The following is a 17,878-nucleotide window of genomic DNA, read 5'->3' as shown; positions in this document are numbered from 1 at the left end:
CTTGATCCGGCCTTCCGTCATGTCGGCGTTGCCAAGAGAGTGAGGAAAAAGTGAGCGTTTCGACTGCCGCCAGGGCCATTTTCGACACTGAAATCATATGGGACGCACATTCCGGCTTCATGCCGGACCCGGCTGCGGACCTGAACAATCTGCAGATCTGGCGCGACGCCGGCATCGACTATCTGTCGATCGATGTCGGCTTCGACCTGCTGCCCTGGGAGCAGACAGTGCGGACGCTCGCAAATTTCCGCCACTGGATCCTTGCCAATCCCGAGCACTACACGCTGGTCTCCTCGGTCGCGGAAATCCGCAAGGCCAAGCTCGAGGGCAAACTGGCGATCACCTTCGACATCGAGGGCATGAACGCACTCGACGGCCGCATCGAGATGGTGGAGTTCTATCACCATCTGGGCGTGCGCCAGATCCTGTTCGCCTATAACAGGAACAACCTCGCCGGCGGCGGTTGCCACGATGTCGAGACCAGCCTGACGGCGTTCGGCCGCCAGGTCATCGACGAGATGAACCGACTCGGCATGTTCGTCGACGTCACCCACACCGGCTATCGCACCTCGATGGAGGTGATGGAGTATTCCAACCGGCCGGTCATCTTCTCGCACTCCAACGCCAAGGCCTTGTGCGGCCATGGCCGCAACATCACCGACGAGCAGATCAAGGCCTGCGCGCGCACCGGCGGCATCGTCGCGATCGTAGGGCTCAATCGTTTCCTGGGAGAGGGACGCACGGACTCGGACAGGCTGGCTGACCACATCGAATATCTCGTCGACCTGGCTGGCCCAAATCATGTCGGCATCGGGCTGGACTACGCCTTCCCCGTCGACGTCAAAGGCATCGACCGTATCATTTCCGACAATCCGCAATTCTGGCCCAAGAGCGAATATCCGGAAGGGGCGACGACCTACGCGGCTCCCGGCCAGATGCGCGAACTGACCGATGTGCTTCTGCGCCGCGGCCAGTCCGAGCAGACCGTGCGCAACGTCCTGGGCGGCAATTTCGTGCGCCTGGCGGCCGAAATCTGGAAGTGAAGGTAGCGGAGAGCGCGTCTCCGCTCCAGCTCTTGATCCAGGCCCCACCGAATGGCGGGCCAGGCCGCACCGTGTGCGCGATCACATTTCGCGCTTAGCCGCTTGCCCATGCCGACGCAGCGACGGGGTCGGATCGGATATCGAGATTTCCCGCAAGATCGTCCGTATCCAAGATTCGGACATGCCGGCAAAATTTTCGCTAGACATAGATGTCTATTATTAGCAGTTTTAGCTGACAGACACATTCGGCCCGGCTTGGAGAATGGCCAACGGCCGGAAACAAGACAACGAAAACAGCAGAGGGGTAGAGCATGTCCATTCTAGCCGACACCAGGGTTTCGCGCCGTAGCCTGCTCGCAGGAGCCGGCGCTTTCGGCCTCGCCTCAATGGTCAATCCGAAAATTTCCTGGTCGAGCGACGGTCCGATCCTGAAGGTGCGCTCCTACGCCGACATCCAGACGCTCGACCCTTGTTTCCGGCTGGCGGCCCCCGAAGGCGACATCACCAGCGTCATCTTCGCCGGCCTCGTCGTCACCACGCCGGGCGATAGCTGGGGCTGGCGGCCGATGGCGGCGGAAACGATCAAGCAGCTCGATCCGCTGACCGTCTCCTTCCAGCTGCGCGACAATATCGGCTTCACCGATGGCTACGGCCAGATGACGGCCGAAGACGTCAAGTTTTCGATCGAACGCATCGCCGATCCCGCCAACAAGAGCCCCTATTCCGGCGACTGGGCGACGCTCAAGGAGGTCGAGGTCAAGGACAAGCTGTCCGGCCTGATCCATCTGAAGCAGGCCTTCGCGCCGCTATGGACGTCGACCTTGCCGACGCCGTCCGGCACCATCCTGTCGAAGCGCGCCATCACCGAACTCGGTGGCAAGATGGGCGTCAAGCCGGTGGCCCAGTCGGGCCCCTACATCCTGAAGGAATGGCTGCCCAAGCAGCGCACCGTGCTGGTGCGCAATCCCGACTGGAAGTACGAGCAAGGCGCCTTCGCGGAAATCCACATCCATCCGATCGAGGACGAGAAGACCGCCGAACTTGGCTATGAGGCCGGCGACCTCGACTACACCTGGACCGCGGTCTCCTCGATCTCGCGGCTGAAGCAGACACCGCCGCCAAAGACGACCGTCGTCGAGAAGCCTTCGCTGGCCTTTGTCTGGCTCGGCATGAACCAGGATGTCGCTCCCTTCAACAATCCGAACATGCGCCGCGCGGTTCAGTACGCCGTGGACCGCAAGGCAGTGGTCGACGCCGCCTATTTCGGCGCCGCCGCCACCGCCACCGGCATCATCGCGCCCGGCCTGCCCGGCCATCGCGAGAAGAACCTCTTCGATTTCGATCCGGACCGCGCCCGCGACATGATCGCCAAGGAGGGGCTGGCCGGCACCACGATCACGCTCGACATCCTCAACAAGACCGAGCGGCTGACCGCGGCGCAGGTCGTGCAGTCGAACCTGCAGGATGTCGGCCTCAATGTGGAGATCAAGCAGAACGACAGCGGCACTTTCTGGACGCTTGGCGCCAAGGAAGGCGACTACTGGAAAAAGCTGCAGATGATCATCAGCCGCTTCTCCATGCAGCCGGATCCGAGTTGGGCCACCGCCTGGTTTACCCGCGACCAGATCGGTGTGTGGAACTGGGAGCGTTTTTCAAGCGAGGAATTCGACAAGCTCAACGCCGAGGGCATGGTCGAGCTCGACCCGGCAAAACGCGATGTCATCTACAAGAAGCTGCAGGACCTGATGGAGGAGAACGGCAACTACGTTTTCCTGACGCATGAGGTCACCGGCATCATGAATCGAGACACGCTAGTGGCCGGCCTGAAGCCGAACGGCGAACCCGTGTTCACCGACTTCAAACCGGCATGACATCGGCGGGCGGGGCTCGTTCCCGCCAAAGACCGTCCGACAGGTACTGGAAATGATCCGCTACGCCCTCAAGCGTCTGTGGCTTGGCGCCATCATCATCAGCGTCGCCATGATGATGATGTTCGCCATGGTCTACCTTATTCCCGGCGACCCGGCCTCCGTCGCGCTGGGGCCGCGCGCGACGCCGGAGATGATGGAGGCGCTGCGCGTACGCATGGGCCTCGACCAGCCGGTTTGGCGGCAGTTCCTACATTTCTACGGATCGGTCCTGCGCGGCGATCTCGGCACCGAGGTGCTATCAGATCGGCCAGTTCTGGACGTGGTGATGGAACAGCTTCCGTTCACGCTGGCGCTGGTGGTCGGCGGCATCACGTGGTCGGTGGCGCTGGGCATCCCGCTTGGCTGCATCGCGGCGGTGCGGCGCGGCGGTTTTGTCGATCAGGTGATCGGGGTGCTGTCGGTGGCGATGATCGCCGTGCCATCCTTCGTCGTCGCCATCTATTCGCTGCTGGTGTTTGCGGTCGCCCTGCAATGGCTGCCGGCGATCGGCGCCGGCGAACCGGGCGACCTCGCCAGCCGGCTTCAGCACCTCATCCTGCCGTCTCTGGCGGTCGGCCTTGGCTGGATCGGCTACATCTCGCGCATGGTGCGCGCCTCGATGCTGGAGACGCTGGAGGCCAGCCATATCCGCACGGCGCGCGCCTTCGGCCTGACCGAGCACCGGATCGTCTACACCTATGCGCTGCGCATCGCCGTGCTGCCGACCATCACCTTGCTCGGCGTCGGCATCGGCCACATGCTGTCGTCTTCCGTTTTCGCCGAAATCGTCTTCGCCCGCCCCGGCATCGGCAAGCTGGTCTATGAGGCGATCTCGGTGCGCAACTACCCCATCGTCTCCGGAGCCGTGCTGGTCACCACGGTCTTCTTCGTCCTCGTCAACGTAGCGGCCGACATTCTGGTCGGCCTATTGGATCCCCGTGTCAGATCAAGTTTCAACTGAGCTGCCATCCCGCAGCTTCCGTCTCGGCATGATATGGCGCACCGTGCGCCGCATCATGCGCGAACCGCTGGGCGCCATCGGCCTGACGCTGGTGACGGTGGTGGTGCTGTCGGCGGTGTTCGCCAGCGGCCTGACCAGCTATGCGCCGAGCAAGATATCGCCGGCCGAACGTTTCGCTTCGCCTAGCCTCCTGCATCTGCTCGGCACCGACCATCTCGGCCGCGATCTTCTCACCCGGGTGCTCTATGGCGGGCGCGTCGCGCTTTTGATCGCGCTGGGCGCGACAGCGGTGTCGCTGGTTGTCGGCGTCGTGCTGGGGCTGATCGCAGGCTATGGGCCGCGCTGGCTCGACAATGTGCTGCTGCTTATCTTCGACGCCGTGAAGAGCTTTCCCACCGTCATGCTGGCGCTAACGCTGGTCACCCTGTTCGGCCCCTCGCTCTACGCGGTGGTGCTGGTGGTGATGCTGGTCAATGTGCCGGGCTATGCCCGCATCATCAGAACCCAGACGCTGGTGCTCAAATCAGCCGAACATGTCATGGCGGCGCGCTCGATGGGCGCCAGTGCGGGCCGCATCCTGCGCGTCCACATCCTGCCCAACATCATCGGCCCGATCCTGATCCTGATATCGATGGACATTCCCGTGGTGGTGGCGATCGAGGCCGGCATGAGCTTCCTCGGGCTCGGCGTGCGGCCGCCGACGCCGAGCTGGGGCGCGATCCTCAATGACGGCTTCGCCAACATTCGCGATTCCTACTGGATCGTGATTGCCGGCGGCCTGCCGATCGTGCTGACGACACTCGGTTTCACCTTCTTCGGCGAGACGCTGCGCGACCTCTTCGATCCCAGGCTGAAGGGACGCTCATGACGGTTCTCGAGGTCAAGAATCTGAGCGTCGCCTTCCACACCGAGAGTGGGCGATTGGAGGCGCTGAAGCAGGTGAGCTTTTCCGTGCCGGCCAACCGCAGCGTCGGCGTGGTCGGCGAATCCGGCTGCGGGAAATCGACGCTCATCAACGCCATTCTCGGCCTGCTCGCCGACAATGGTGAAATCACATCGGGCGAGATCATCTTCGAGGGCGACAAGGACCTTGCCCGGCTCGACCCCACCGCGATGCGCGGCTTGCGCGGTCTCAGGATCGCCACCGTTTTCCAGGACCCGATGGGTGCGCTCAACCCGGTGCTGTCGGTGGGGCGCCAGATGCGCGACATCCAGTATCGCTCGAACCTGTCGAAGCGGGACAAGGATGCGCGCTCGGTCGCAATGCTGCGCAAGGTTCGCATTCCCGATCCGGAAAGCCGGCTGACGCAGTTTCCGCACGAGTTCTCCGGCGGCATGAAGCAGCGCATCGCCATCGCCATGGCGCTGATGATGGAACCGGCGCTGCTGATCGCCGACGAGCCGACGACTGCGCTCGATGCGACGCTGGAGGTGGCCACTATCGAACTGCTCAAGGATCTGCAGCGCGACATCGGCTGCTCGGTGCTGTTCATCTCGCATCATCTGGGCGTGATTGCCGAACTCTGCGACGAGATGATCGTGATGTATGCCGGTGAGGTGGTGGAGAGCGGCACGACCCGCGAGATATTCCACGACGCCCGACATCCCTACACGCAGAAGCTGCTGGCCTGCGATCCGGCCCGGCTGTCGCAGCGGGTTGCCCGCCTGCCGACCATTGCCGGGACCTTACCGGACCTGCGCCGCCGGCCGAGCGGCTGCGTCTTCCAGCCGCGCTGCGATCGCGCCGACGCCCAATGCCTGACGCCGCCCCCCAGCGCAGTCCTCGGTGGGTCTCACATCGCCCACTGCTGGCATGCGGACATTCCCTTGGGAGCGATGAACGCATGAGCTCCGACGACCTGCTCCGCGTCAGCGATTTGCGCGTCTCGTTCCGGGTTGGCGGCCTGTCCGCCAGGCTCGCGGGGCGGGCCACCGAGATCGAAGCGGTGTCCGGTGTCAGCTTCACGCTTCAACGAGGCAGCACCTTCGCGCTGGTCGGCGAATCCGGCTCGGGCAAGACGACGCTGGCGCGCACGCTCAACGGTCTTCAGCCGGTGAAAGCGGGCACGATCCTGTTTGAAGGGCAGGAACTGCAAGGCCTGTCCAACGCCGCGATGAAACCGGTGCGGCGACGCATGCCGATGATGTTCCAGGATCCGGTCGGATCGCTGTCACCACGGCTCAGCGTGCGCTCGCTGCTGTCGGAGCCTTTCGTCATCCACGGACTATCGGATCGCGATCTCAACGCCGAAGTCACACGGCTTCTTGCGCTGGTCGGACTGCCGCGCGATTTCGCCGACCGCTACCCGCACCAGCTTTCCGGCGGCCAGGCACGCCGCGTCGGTGTGGCGCGGGCGATCGCGCTGGACCCGGTGCTGGTCGTCGCCGACGAACCGACCGCCGGCCTCGACGTCTCCGTGCAGGGAGAGGTGCTGAACCTGCTCAACGATCTGCGCGACCGCATGGGCCTGTCGATGCTGATCATCACCCACAATCTGCATGTCGTGCGCCAGATCGCCGACCGCATGGCGGTGATGTATCTCGGACGCTTCATCGAACAGGGCGAAACCGAAGCGATCTTCCGCGCGCCGCATCATCCCTATACGGCGGCCCTTCTCTCGGCCAATCCAGAGCCCGATCCCGACAGGGTGCATCAGCGCATCACGCTGCCGGCTGACGTTCCGTCCTTGTTGGCGCGCCCTTCAGGCTGCGAATTTCACACACGCTGTCCGCAGGCCCAAGGCCGCTGCGCGGTGGATGTCCCCGTCCCGGCCGCGGTTGGCGACAGCCGCCTGACCTGCCATTTCCCGCTGAACACATAAGGATCGCCACCGGCGCAAGTGTCGGCCGGGGCGTTGAGAGGAGCCACCATGCATGATATCCGCGTCGTCACCGATTTCCCGCGAAAAGTCCGCGAGATCGAGAATTTGTGGATTCCGATGCCGGACGGCGTCAAGCTGGCCGCACGCATCTGGTTGCCGGAAGACGCGGAGGCCGATCCGGTGCCGGCGATCCTCGAATATCTGCCATATCGCAAGCGTGACGGAACGGTGGAGCGCGATGCGCTGACGCATCCCTATTTCTCCGGTCACGGCTATGCCGGCGTGCGGGTCGATATGCGCGGCTCGGGCGACAGCGAGGGGCTGTGCAAGGGTGAGTATCTGAAGCAGGAGCAGGATGACTGCCTGGCGGTCATCGAATGGCTGGCTGGGCAATCCTGGTGCTCGGGTAGTGTCGGCATGATCGGCATCAGCTGGGGCGGCTTCAACGGGCTGCAGGTCGCCGCCCGCCGCCCGCCGGCGCTGAAAGCCGTCGTCTCGCTGTGCTCGACCGACGACCGCTATAATGATGACGTGCATTATCTCGGCGGCGCGATGATGTGCGACAATCTGATGTGGGGAACCACCGCCTGGGCCATCGCCATGACGCCACCGGATCCGCTCATCGTCGGCGACCGCTGGCGCGATCTTTGGGAGCAACGGCTGAACGGCAACGGCATCTGGATGCAGGACTGGTTCGAACACCAGCGCCGCGACGATTTCTACAAGCACGGTTCAATCTGCGAGGATTATGCCGATGTCGAGATCCCGGTCTATGCCGTCGGCGGCTGGGCCGACGGCTATCCCAATCCGATCTTCCGGATGCTGGAAAAGCTGAGCGGCCCTCGCAAGGGCCTGATCGGACCCTGGGGCCACAAATATCCGCACTTCGCCATGCCCGGCCCGCGTATCGGCTTCCTGCAGGAGTGCCTGCGCTGGTGGGATCAATATCTCAAGGGCATCGACACCGGCATTGCCGACGAGCCGATGCTGCGCGCCTGGATCCAGGATCCCGCACGGCCGGCGGCGATCTATGACGAGCGGCCCGGCCGCTGGGTGGCGGAACCGGCGTGGCCGGGACCCGGCGTCGGCGAAAAGGTGCTGCACCTTGCGCCGCATGTGCTGAGCGAAGCCAAGGGCGAAAACGCGGTTCTGGAGATTTCATCGCCGCAGACGGCCGGTCTGTCGTCCGGCGCCTGGTGCGGTTATGGCGTGATGCCGACCTTGCCGGTCGACCAGCGCATGGAAGAAGGCAATGCCCTGATCTTCGAGACGGCGCCGTTGACCGAAGCGGTCGAGATCCTTGGCTTCCCCGAATTCGAGGTCAAGCTCTCCTCCGACAAGCCCGTCGCCCTTCTGTCCGCCACGCTGTCGCAGGTATTTCCTGAAGGTGCCGCCTCGCGTATCAGCTACGGCATCCTCAATCTGAGCCATCGCAACGATGATCTGGACATCGCACCCATGGTGCCGGGCCAGGCGGAGACGGTGCGCATCAAGCTGCGCTGCTGCGGGCAGCGTTTCGAGGTCGGCGAGCGTATCCGGCTGGCGCTGGCGACATCGCATTGGCCGATCGTCTTCCCGACGGCCGAGCAGGCGACGTTGTCGATCCATTGCGGCGACAGCCGGCTGATCCTGCCGGTGCGCGCGCAGCAGAAGCTGGACGACACACTGGGGGTTTTCCTGACTCCGGAAAGCGCCGCGCCGATGGAGCAGGAGGTGCTGGCCAAGGGCGACGGTTTTCAGCGCTCGGTGTCGACGGACCAGGTCACCGGCGAGACCGTCTACCAGGTCGTCAATGATGGCGGCACGGTGCGGCATCCGCATACGGGAATGGTGCTCTCGGCGAGGCATGTCGACCGGTTCATCATCCACCCCGACGATCCGAACTCGGCGGTCGGCACCTGCACCTGGGACAAGTCCTATGGTCGCGGCGACTGGCAGGTGCGGCTTTCAGTGAAGGCGACGGTAAGGGCGCTGCGAAAGGTCTGGCGGATCGAGACCCACATCACCGCCCATGATGGCGATGAGCTGATCGTCGACCGCAGCGAGGTCAAGGAGTATCCGCGCGATCTCAACTGAAAGCGGCTGCGACGCTGCGTCTAAGCCATCGACTTCGGCAAGGCGGCGGCCAGCGCATCGACGGCCAGCCGCACCTTCAGCGGCAAATGCGGTGTCTGCAGCCAAAGCGCGTGGCAGTCGTAGAGATATCGCGGCTGATCCGGCAACAGCGCCAGCAGAACGCCGGCTTCAATGCGCTCGCGCACCAGCCACCAGGGCAACCAGGCAAGGCCCATGCCGTCGGCAGCCGCATCGCCGATGGCGTCGAGATCGTCGAGCCGAAGCCGGCCGGTTGGTGTGATCTCGAGCGCGGGTTGCTCTTCGCGCATGAACAGCCAGGGTTGAACGACCTGACCGAGCCGGCGGTAGATAATGGCATGATGATCGGCGAGATCCTCGATGCATCGCGGTTCGCCATGAATTCTGAGATAGGAGGGTGCCGCGCAGACGACCATGCCCTGGCGCGCGACGCGGCGTGCGATCACCCCCGCCTTGTCGTCCAGGGTGCCGGTCCGAATGGCGAGATCGTAGCCATCCTCGGCAAGATCGGCGAAGCGATCGCTGAGAGATAGGTCGAGTTCCAGCATCGGATATTGCCGGGCGAGTTTCAGCAGCACGGGCGTCACGCAGTGGCGACCGAAATGCGCCGGCATGGTGACCCGCAGTTTTCCGCGTGGCTCTGAAAACTGGTCGGCGGCGAGCGCATCGGCGGCTTCGGCTTCGGCCAGCACCACCCGACAGCGTTCATAGTAAGCGCGGCCCAAGTCGGTCAGGCTCTGCCGTCGCGTGGTCCGGTTGAGCAGGCGAACGCCCAGCCGCTCCTCGAGGAACCGGACATGCTTGCCGACCATCGGTCCGGAGATGTCGAGCGCGACCGCGGCGGCCGCGAACGAGCCGAGGTCGACGGCCCTGACGAACACCGCCATGCTCTCGAGCCGGTCCATATTCGGAACTCCTGGTTTCTACTGTTCTCCTTCTACAGCCATTTATCCCCGGAAGGTCTATCTGCATAGCTCATTCGGTTCAGGTGATTTGGAGTATCCCGAATGACACGTGTGGTTCGCTTTCACCAGCATGGCGGCCCCGAGGTTCTGCGCATCGAGGACGTCGAGCTTTCCCCACCGGGTCCGGGCGAAGTTCAAATCCGCGTCAAGGCGCTCGGCCTCAACCGCGCCGAGGCGCTGCTGCGCGCGGGTGCCTATATCGAGACGCCGAAGCTGCCCTCGGGGCTTGGTCTCGAAGCGGCGGGTGTCATCGAGGCTATAGGCGACGGCGTGAAGGAATTCGCGCCGGGCGACGGCGTCAGTGTCATCCCGCCGCAATCGATGATCCGCTGGCCGGCCTATGGCGAGCTTGCCACTTATCCCGCGGAACTTATCGTCAAGCACCCGCCGTCGCTCGACTGGCAAACGGCAGCGGCGGTCTGGATGCAATACCTCACCGCCTATGGCGCGCTGATCGATATCGCCGGGCTGCGCAGCGGAGACCACGTGGTGATCACCGCGGCGTCGAGCAGTGTCGGGCTTGCCGCGATCCAGATCGCCAACAGTGTGGGCGCGACGACGATTGCGGTGACGCGAACATCGGCGAAGATGCGGGCGCTGCTCGAGGCAGGTGCGGCCGAAGTCGTGTCCTCGACGGAGGAAGATCTGGCGGCGCGGTTGAACCAGATCGCCGGGCCGCGAGGCGTGCGCGTCGTGTTCGATGCGGTCGGCGGCCCGATCTTTGAGCCGCTGACGGCGGCCATGTCGCATAGCGGCATCCTCATCGAATATGGCGGACTGAGCCAGGCGCCGACACCGTTTCCGCTATTCGCCGTGCTGGCCAAGACGCTGACGCTGCGCGGCTATCTCGTCCACGAGATCACCGGCAACCCGGCGAAACTGGAGGCCGCCAAGGCTTTCATCCTCGCAGGACTCGAGACCGGGACTCTAAAGCCGATCATCGATAGGACCTTCGCGTTCGACCAAATCGTCGAGGCACATCGCCACCTGGAGTCGAACGAGCAGTTCGGCAAGATCGTGGTGACGATCTGAAATCGTGGTGACGATTTGAAATCGTGGTCACGGTCTGAGCGAGATGGCGAACAAATCACTCTTGCGGGCAATATCGCCCCTTGAAGGCGCGGCGCTGCATTCCTAATTGTCCCCTGCGGGCCGGGCCCCTCTGACTGTCGCTTTTGGCGACTGTGATGTCGGACCGCTGTAACGGGCCCGTTTTCATCCTTTTCGGTCGAGCGGGTTCCTTCTTTTTTGGTTTGGAGCGCCGTATGACATCTACTTCTCTCCTTGGCATGACTTGCCCCTCCTGCCGCGTTGCGCTCGTGATGAGCGAACGCCAGGGTATCGAAATCGACTATTGTCCGCAGTGCCGCGGCGTCTGGCTTGATCGGGGAGAACTCGACAAGATCATCGAGCGTTCCGGCAGGGAAGCGGCGCCGGCGCCGCAGCCACAGCCGGCAGCATTCTCCCAGCCGCAACACGGCCAGGGCCGCGACGACGATTATTCCCGCTCCCACGGCCACCGCTATCCAAAGCGGAAGAAATCATTTTTCGAAGAGTTGTTCGATTGACCGCATGACGCCGGCACCCGGCGACGGCTGAAAATTTCCGAAACCGCAGAGACAAAGGTTCATCTCCGATGACTTCCCGTACAAGCCGATTTGCAGCCCTCTTTGCAGGACTGTTCCTGGCGTTTTCGATGGTCGCGATAGACCATGCCGAGGCGCGCCGCGGCGGCAGTTTCGGCAGTCGTGGCATGCGCACGTTCCAATCGGCACCGCCGACTAGGACCGCACCGGCCCCGACCGCTCCGGTCGAGCGTTCGATGACGCCCAACACCGGTGTGAACAACGCGGCCCGGCAGCCGCAGGCCGGCCCGCAGAGGCCCGGCTTCATGAGCGGTTTTGGTGGAACGATGATGCGGGGCCTGCTGCTCGGCGGCCTGATCGGTCTGCTCGTCGGCCAAGGCTTCGGCGGCCTGGCCGGCATGTTCGGTTTCCTGCTTCAGGCCCTGCTCATCGGTGGCGCGATAATGCTGGCTATCCGCTTCTTCCGCTCGCAATCGGCGCGTGGTCCTGCGCCAGCGCTCGCCGGTGCCGGCCATGCCCAGGCTTCGAGATTTGAGAACCGCGCAACGGCAGGGCAGCAGACTGCAGGCTCCTTCACAATTCCCGGCTTTGGCGGTGGTTCGGGCGGAAGCTCTCCGGCCATCGGTTCTGATGAGATCACGCTGGCTCAGACCGACCTCGACGCATTCCAGCAGCTGTTGACCGATGTCCAGGAAGCATTCGGGCGCGAAGACCATGCCGCTTTGCGCCGGGCTGTTACCCCCGAAATGGTATCCTATCTGTCGGAAGAGCTGGCCGACAATGCCCAGAAAGGTCTCAGGAACGAGGTAACGGACATCACGTTGCTGCAGGCCGACGTCGCTGAAAGCTGGCGTGAGGATGACCGCGACTACGCCACGGCCGCATTGCGCTACGAGTCTCGTGACGTCACGCGCGAACGGGCCAGCGGCAAGGTCGTCGCGGGCGACGATGATCATCCGACAGAGACGACCGAGCTGTGGACATTCGTGCGTGAGAATGGCTCGAACTGGAAGCTCTCGGCAATACAACAGGCTTGAGCCCAGGGCGATTTTGTCCAAGGCTTCACAGTTGTCGGCGTTCAGCGCACGATCTTGACGCACATCGGCGTGCCGATCTCGATGGCGCGCCCGGTGTCGCTGAGTATGCCGGTCTCGGCGTCGCGAGCGAAGATCGAGATGCGGTCGGCGTTCTGGTTGGCGGAAAACAGATGGCCGCCTGACGGCGTCAGCGCCAGATTGCGCGGCGTCGCGCCACCACAAGAGATATAGCCGACGAGGCTCAGCGAACCCGTCTGCTGGTCGACCGCCATGATGACGACGCTGTCATGGCCACGGTTGGAGCCGTAGACAAAACGGCCATCCGGCGAGATCTGGATGTCGGCGCAATGGTTGCTGTCGCGCGCCTCGGCCGGCACCGCGGGCTTCGCGTCGATGAGCGTGAGCTTGCCCGAGGCTTCGTCCAGCGCCATCGCCACGATGGTCGAATCCAGCTCGTTCATAACGAAGACGAAACGTCCGTTTGGATGCAGCGCAAGATGGCGCGGACCGGCGCCCGCCGGCAAAGCGGATTCCGCAAGCTTGGTCAGGTTGCCATCGTGCTCGATCCGGTAGGACACCAGTTGGTCGATGCCGAGATCGGCGACGATGGCTGTCCCGCCGGCAATGGTTTCGGTAATGCTGTGGGCGTGCGAGCGTTCCTGTCGTGCCGCATTCGGGCCGCTGCCGGAATGCGAGACGCTGGCCAGCGGGGCCGACAAGGCACCACTCTCCTCTAAGCAATAGACCGCCACCGCGCGGTCCGGGCCGCCTTCCCCCATGCCGTAATTGGCGACCAGCAGCTTCGTCCCGTCGCGGGTGATGGTGTTGTGCGCGGTGATGCTGCCCAGCGACGGCTGCTTGTTCAGATAGGTGAGCGCGCCCAAGGCACGATCGAAGCTGTAGGCGGAGACAGTTCCCTCGCGCCAGGTGAAGACTTCCGAATTGGCGTAGACGTGTGAACCGTCCGGCGTCACCGAGAAGAAGGTTGGATTGTCGACGTCATCGGCTTCAGCCAGTTTTCGGGTTTCCAGCGTTTCCTCGTCAAAGCTGTAGACGCCGAGACCGACGCCCCGAGCGCCCTGAAAATACGGCGCCTCCCGGTTCAGGCTGCCGACAAAGACCAGACAATCCTTGCGCATGATTTTCCTCCCTGCCCGCCTGCGCTTCAGCGCGCCGGAGCAGCCAAAATTTCGCCTGTTCACGCTTGCAACGCAACCCCATATGTGAAAATACTATTTACAAAAGAAGATTGACGGGAGGAGACGTCTTGCACTCAGGCGCCTTGATGCGTGTTCAAATGGTTGCGCGGTCCCTTCGGCAGGACTGGCGGATTCGGTCATGAACGATTTCGCATCCACCGTCGGTGTCGCCTCGACGTATCCCAAGAACATGCCGGCGGATCATGCCGCGCTGCCGGTATGGAACGCCGAAAACTGGTTCTATGAGGATTGGCCGGTCGGGCAGAAGATCCGCTCGTTGCGACGGACCATGGCCGAAGGCGACAGCCATTTGTTCAACACGCTGGTGCTCGACATCCACCCCTATGTGCAGGACCAGATGTTTGCCGAGAGCGAAGGCATTTTCGGCAAGCGGCTGATCGCCGGCGCCTTCGTCTTCTCGGCTGGCCTGGGACTGGTCGCCACCAACTGCGTCAACGCCTTTTCCTATGGCTACGACAAGCTCCGCTTCATAAAACCCGTCTTCATTGGCGACACGATCTATTCGATCCGCTCCAATCTCGACAAGAAGCCCCGCTACCAGGAGATGGGGCTGATCCGCGCCAGCTACGAGGTGTTCAAGGGCGAAGGCGAGCTGGTTCTCTATTGCGAGCATCTGCAGACGGTGAAGTACCGCAACCCGGCCGACTTCGTCGGCAAGACGGAGAAATAACGATGCCGGCAGCAGCCGAATTGCCGCTCGCCGGTCTCGTCGTCGTCGACATGAGCCAGTTCCTGTCCGGGCCTTATTGCTCGCTGAGGCTGCTCGATCTCGGCGCGCGCGTCATCAAGATCGAGCGCCCGGATGGCGGCGACCTGTCGCGCCGGCTCTATCTCAGCGACACCGAGATCGGCGGCGATTCCACCATCTTCCATGCCATCAACCGGGCCAAGGAAAGTCTTGCCATCGACCTCAAGAACGAGGCCGACCTCGAGGCGCTGCGCGGCCTTCTGGCCAAGGCCGACGTGCTGATCCAGAATTTCCGGCCGGGCGTCATCGAACGGCTCGGCTTGGACTATGAGGCGGTCCGCAAGATCAATCCACGCCTGGTCTATGCCTCGATCAGCGGCTATGGCGAGGACGGCCCGTGGGTCAAACGCCCGGGCCAGGATCTCCTGGCGCAGGCGCGTTCCGGCGTGATGTGGTTGAACGGCGACGAGGACCAGGGGCCGGTGCCATTCGGCCTCGCCATCGGCGACATGCTGGCCGGTGCGGCCTGTGCGCAGGGCATTCTGGCCGCACTGGTGCGGCGCGGTATCACCGGTCAGGGCAGCCACATCGAAACCAGCCTGCTGGAAGCGCTTGTCGATTTCCAGTTCGAGGTGCTGACCACGCATCTCAATGACGGCCGCCGGCTGCCCAGGCGCTCCAGTTTCCGCAGTGCGCATGCCTATCTGTCGGCGCCTTACGGTGTCTATCCGGCCAAGGACGGCTATCTCGCCATCGCCATGACGCCGATCCCCAAGCTGGCCGATCTCCTGTCGCTCAGCGAACTCGCACCCTATCGCGACAAGCCGGCATCCTGGTTCACCGCGCGCGACGACATCAAGGCGATCATCGCGCAGCGGATCGCGACCAAGACCATCGATGAGTGGCTTGATATCCTCGAGCCGGCCGACATCTGGTGCGCCAAAGTGCTGACCTGGCCGGAGATGCTGGCGAGCGAAGGGTTCCAGTCCCTCGACATGCTGCAGACTGTGACGCGCGAGGACGATGTGTCGATCCTCACCACCAGTTCGCCGCTCCGGGTCGATGGCATAAGGGCCAAGGTCGATCGGGCGGCGCCCCGCATCGGCGAGCACAGTGCCGCCATCCGCGCGGAGTTCGGCCTGTGAGCGTGCCCATCCTCAAGGGCATGACCTGGAGCCATCCGCGTGGCTACGATCCGATGGTCGCCTGCTCGACGCTATGGCAGCAGAAGACCGGCGTCGTGATCGAATGGGACAAGCGCTCACTTCAGGACTTCGAATCCTTTCCGGTCGAGGAACTGGCGCGCGCCTATGATCTCATCGTCATCGACCATCCGCATGTCGGCCAGATCACGGCCGAAGGCTGCCTGGAGCCGCTGGATGTCGCCGGACGCGAGGCGGAACGCACGGCCCTTGCCTCGGGCAGCGTCGGCCAGTCCTATCCGAGCTACAACTGGCAAGGACGGCAATGGGCTTTCCCGATCGATGCGGCAAGCCAAGTCCAGGCATGGCGGCCGGATGCGATCAGTGCGCCACCGGCGCGCTGGAGCGAGGTGCTCGATCTCGCCCGTCAAGACCGCGTGCTGCTGCCGTTGCGGCCGCCTCACGTGTTGATGGTTTTCTACACGCTTGCCGGCAATCTCGGGCATGCCTGCACGACCGATTCATCCGACGATCTGATCGATGTGGAGATCGGTAGCCAAGTCTTCGAGGCAATGCGCGAGATCACAGCGCTGGTCGATCCCGCGTGTTTCGAGATGGACCCGATTGCCGTCTCCGAACGTATGGCGGAGGCCAGTTCCAGGTTCGTCTGCGCGCCACTGATCTATGGCTACGTGTCCTATGCGACGGATGGCTTTCGGGCGAACCGGCTGGCCTTTGCCGATGTTCCGGTCATCCGTTCCGGCGGCCCGGTCGGTTCGGCGCTTGGCGGCACCGGCATAGCGGTTTCAGCCTTTTCCAAAGCCAGGGATGCCGCGATCGACTTCGCCTATTGGGTCGCGAGCGGCGATGTCCAGCGCGGCCCCTATGCCGCCGCCGGGGGCCAGCCCGGCCATGCAGCGGCCTGGGAAGATCAAGCCGTCAATGAAGCAACCGGCGACTTCTATCGGGATACGCGCGCGACGCTGGAGGGCGCATGGGTGCGGCCGCGCCATGACGGCTACATGGCGTTCCAGCAGGCGGCTTCCGAACGCATCCTTTCCGGCATGACCTCCCGGCATCAAGCCCGACAGGTCGTTGCCGATCTCAATCGCCTGTTTCGGGAGAGTTCCCCGGCGCAGGTGTCCGGCGCTGCGGTGGAGGAGCCTGAACCAAACCGAACGGAGGAGAACAAGAATGACAGGAATGATCCGCGGCCTGCTGGCCGCAACGGCGCTTGCCTCGCTTGCAACGACCGCCTTTGCACAGGATGTGCAAGGCGTCATCGGTGGACTGCCGACCGAACTCAAGGCGCAGTATGACGGCGCGCCCCAGAAAGTGCTGCCCTCGGCCTGGGACAATTTCACCGCGCCGCCGAAGCCGTGGAAATGGTGCCACTCGGAATCATACCAGGGCAATCCGTGGCGGGTCACGGTGACCAAGGAACTGAAGCGTCTTGTCGACGGGCTGATTGCCGACGGAATGGTGTCCAGCTTCGAAGTGTCCGATTCCAACAACGATGCCAGCCAGCAGATCAACCAGATCCGCGCCTTCATCGACAAGAAGTGCTCGATCATCACCTCGATCCCGGGTTCGGCGACGGCGCTTGACGACGCCATCGACGCTGCCGCCAAGGCCGGCATTCCGTTCATCACCGCGGCCGGCTCGGTGACCAGCCCGAACGCGATCAATGTCGATTCCAACTATGCGCGCTGGGGCTATGACATGATGGCGGCGATCGGCAAGGCGCAGCCGGACGGCGCCAGCATCCTTCTGGTCGAAGGCATCGCGGGACACCCGATCGTCGTGCAGGAGCGCCAGGGCGCGGACAAGGCGCTGGCCGAAAATCCGAAGCTGAAGATCTCGCGCAACGTCAACGGCAACTGGACGGCCAACGTCACCAAGACCGTGGTGCTGCAGGCGATCGCCACCAACCCGGCGCCGATCGATACGGTGTGGACGACAGGCAGCGAAAGCCGCGTCGTTGCCGAAGCCTTCGCCGAAGCCGGCCGGCCGGCGCCATTGATCACCGGCTCGATCACCGGCGATGCGCTGGGCTACTGGAAGGCCAACCCCGACAAGTACCGCTTCGAAGGCCATGCGGTGCTGCCGCACTGGACCGCGCAAACGCTGTTCCGCGTCGGCGAGCGCATGCTCGACGGACAGAAGCCGAAGCTGAACACGATGCTGATCCCGATCCCGCCTGTCCACACCGCCGATCTCGGTGCCTGGTACAAGGACTGCATGACGACGGATGCCGTGTCGATCTTCCCGATCCCGCCGAAGGATCCGATGCCGGAGGAATGGCTCGACGCCTATTTCTCGAACCCGGCGCCGACCAAGGGCTGGGATTATTCGAAGGTCCCCGACGCCTGCGCAAAATAACGCTGCGCGAACTAGCCTCTCAGCAGGC

At 63.6% G+C, this 17,878-nt stretch carries 16 protein-coding genes; 14 read left to right on the top strand and 2 right to left on the bottom strand.

Annotated features, from left to right (window positions below; all coding sequences use genetic code 11):
* The first annotated feature begins 50 nt into the window (after window positions 1-50).
* The 7 genes from EOB59_RS10230 to EOB59_RS10200 all read left to right on the top strand — a co-directional run bounded on the left by EOB59_RS10230 (window position 51) and on the right by EOB59_RS10200 (window position 8,812).
* Window positions 51-1,043 (top strand): membrane dipeptidase, encoded by a 993-nt coding sequence (locus EOB59_RS10230; protein WP_128288293.1) that lies wholly within the window; start codon window positions 51-53, stop codon window positions 1,041-1,043.
* Between the two features lie 311 nt (window positions 1,044-1,354).
* Window positions 1,355-2,914: an ABC transporter substrate-binding protein gene (locus tag EOB59_RS10225; protein WP_128288292.1), complete on the top strand. Its 1,560-nt coding sequence runs from the start codon at window positions 1,355-1,357 to the stop codon at window positions 2,912-2,914.
* A gap of 52 nt (window positions 2,915-2,966) precedes the next feature.
* The gene (locus EOB59_RS10220) at window positions 2,967-3,914 is read left to right on the top strand and encodes an ABC transporter permease (RefSeq protein ID WP_127327013.1); all 948 of its coding nucleotides are present in this window, start codon (window positions 2,967-2,969) and stop codon (window positions 3,912-3,914) included.
* Between the two features lie 28 nt (window positions 3,915-3,942).
* Complete coding sequence (locus EOB59_RS10215; protein ID WP_127395805.1) at window positions 3,943-4,782, top strand: ABC transporter permease; 840 nt, start codon at window positions 3,943-3,945, stop codon at window positions 4,780-4,782.
* Window positions 4,779-5,762 (top strand): ABC transporter ATP-binding protein, encoded by a 984-nt coding sequence (locus EOB59_RS10210; protein WP_128288291.1) that lies wholly within the window; start codon window positions 4,779-4,781, stop codon window positions 5,760-5,762. The genes EOB59_RS10215 and EOB59_RS10210 overlap by 4 nt, the downstream gene beginning before the upstream one ends.
* On the top strand, window positions 5,759-6,736 hold the full coding sequence (locus EOB59_RS10205) for an ABC transporter ATP-binding protein (protein ID WP_128288290.1): 978 nt from the start codon (window positions 5,759-5,761) through the stop codon (window positions 6,734-6,736). The genes EOB59_RS10210 and EOB59_RS10205 overlap by 4 nt, the downstream gene beginning before the upstream one ends.
* 48 nt (window positions 6,737-6,784) lie before the next feature.
* A complete protein-coding gene (locus EOB59_RS10200) occupies window positions 6,785-8,812 on the top strand; it encodes a CocE/NonD family hydrolase (RefSeq protein ID WP_128288289.1) in 2,028 nt (675 codons plus the stop codon).
* A 20-nt stretch (window positions 8,813-8,832) separates the two neighbouring features.
* On the opposite strand, the gene EOB59_RS10195 is transcribed toward EOB59_RS10200, so the two are convergent.
* The gene (locus tag EOB59_RS10195; RefSeq protein WP_128288288.1) at window positions 8,833-9,735 is read right to left on the bottom strand and encodes a LysR family transcriptional regulator; all 903 of its coding nucleotides are present in this window, start codon (window positions 9,733-9,735) and stop codon (window positions 8,833-8,835) included.
* 102 nt (window positions 9,736-9,837) lie between these two features.
* Between EOB59_RS10195 and EOB59_RS10190 the strand changes: the two genes are divergently transcribed.
* The 3 genes from EOB59_RS10190 to EOB59_RS10180 all read left to right on the top strand — a co-directional run bounded on the left by EOB59_RS10190 (window position 9,838) and on the right by EOB59_RS10180 (window position 12,418).
* Window positions 9,838-10,827, top strand: coding sequence for a zinc-dependent alcohol dehydrogenase family protein (locus EOB59_RS10190; RefSeq protein WP_128288287.1), 990 nt, complete (start codon window positions 9,838-9,840; stop codon window positions 10,825-10,827).
* 233 nt (window positions 10,828-11,060) lie between these two features.
* Entirely contained in the window at window positions 11,061-11,363 is a 303-nt protein-coding gene (locus EOB59_RS10185) for a zf-TFIIB domain-containing protein (RefSeq protein WP_127397117.1), read from the top strand.
* Between the two features lie 68 nt (window positions 11,364-11,431).
* Window positions 11,432-12,418, top strand: coding sequence for a Tim44 domain-containing protein (locus EOB59_RS10180; protein WP_128288286.1), 987 nt, complete (start codon window positions 11,432-11,434; stop codon window positions 12,416-12,418).
* A 41-nt stretch (window positions 12,419-12,459) separates the two neighbouring features.
* Here EOB59_RS10180 and EOB59_RS10175 read toward each other — a convergent pair whose 3' ends face one another.
* Window positions 12,460-13,557 (bottom strand): lactonase family protein, encoded by a 1,098-nt coding sequence (locus EOB59_RS10175; RefSeq protein ID WP_128288285.1) that lies wholly within the window; start codon window positions 13,555-13,557, stop codon window positions 12,460-12,462.
* A 199-nt stretch (window positions 13,558-13,756) separates the two neighbouring features.
* Here EOB59_RS10175 and EOB59_RS10170 point away from each other — a divergent pair, with 199 nt between their 5' ends.
* The 4 genes from EOB59_RS10170 to EOB59_RS10155 are packed head-to-tail and all read left to right on the top strand — an operon-like array spanning window position 13,757 to window position 17,850.
* Window positions 13,757-14,308, top strand: a complete 552-nt coding sequence (locus tag EOB59_RS10170) for a MaoC family dehydratase (protein ID WP_128288284.1) — start codon at window positions 13,757-13,759, stop codon at window positions 14,306-14,308.
* Window positions 14,309-14,310: 2 nt separating this feature from the next.
* Window positions 14,311-15,471: a CaiB/BaiF CoA-transferase family protein gene (locus tag EOB59_RS10165; protein ID WP_127255131.1), complete on the top strand. Its 1,161-nt coding sequence runs from the start codon at window positions 14,311-14,313 to the stop codon at window positions 15,469-15,471.
* On the top strand, window positions 15,468-16,787 hold the full coding sequence (locus EOB59_RS10160; RefSeq protein ID WP_245486581.1) for an extracellular solute-binding protein: 1,320 nt from the start codon (window positions 15,468-15,470) through the stop codon (window positions 16,785-16,787). The genes EOB59_RS10165 and EOB59_RS10160 overlap by 4 nt, the downstream gene beginning before the upstream one ends.
* Window positions 16,672-17,850: an ABC transporter substrate-binding protein gene (locus EOB59_RS10155; RefSeq protein WP_245486582.1), complete on the top strand. Its 1,179-nt coding sequence runs from the start codon at window positions 16,672-16,674 to the stop codon at window positions 17,848-17,850. The genes EOB59_RS10160 and EOB59_RS10155 overlap by 116 nt, the downstream gene beginning before the upstream one ends.
* Window positions 17,851-17,878: the final 28 nt, after the last annotated feature.

The sequence above is a fragment of the Mesorhizobium sp. M7A.F.Ca.MR.176.00.0.0 genome, assembly GCF_004023165.1.
GTDB lineage: Bacteria > Pseudomonadota > Alphaproteobacteria > Rhizobiales > Rhizobiaceae > Mesorhizobium.
The sequence above is the reverse complement of the archived record's forward strand: the minus strand, read 5'-3'. Positions and strand labels throughout refer to the sequence as shown.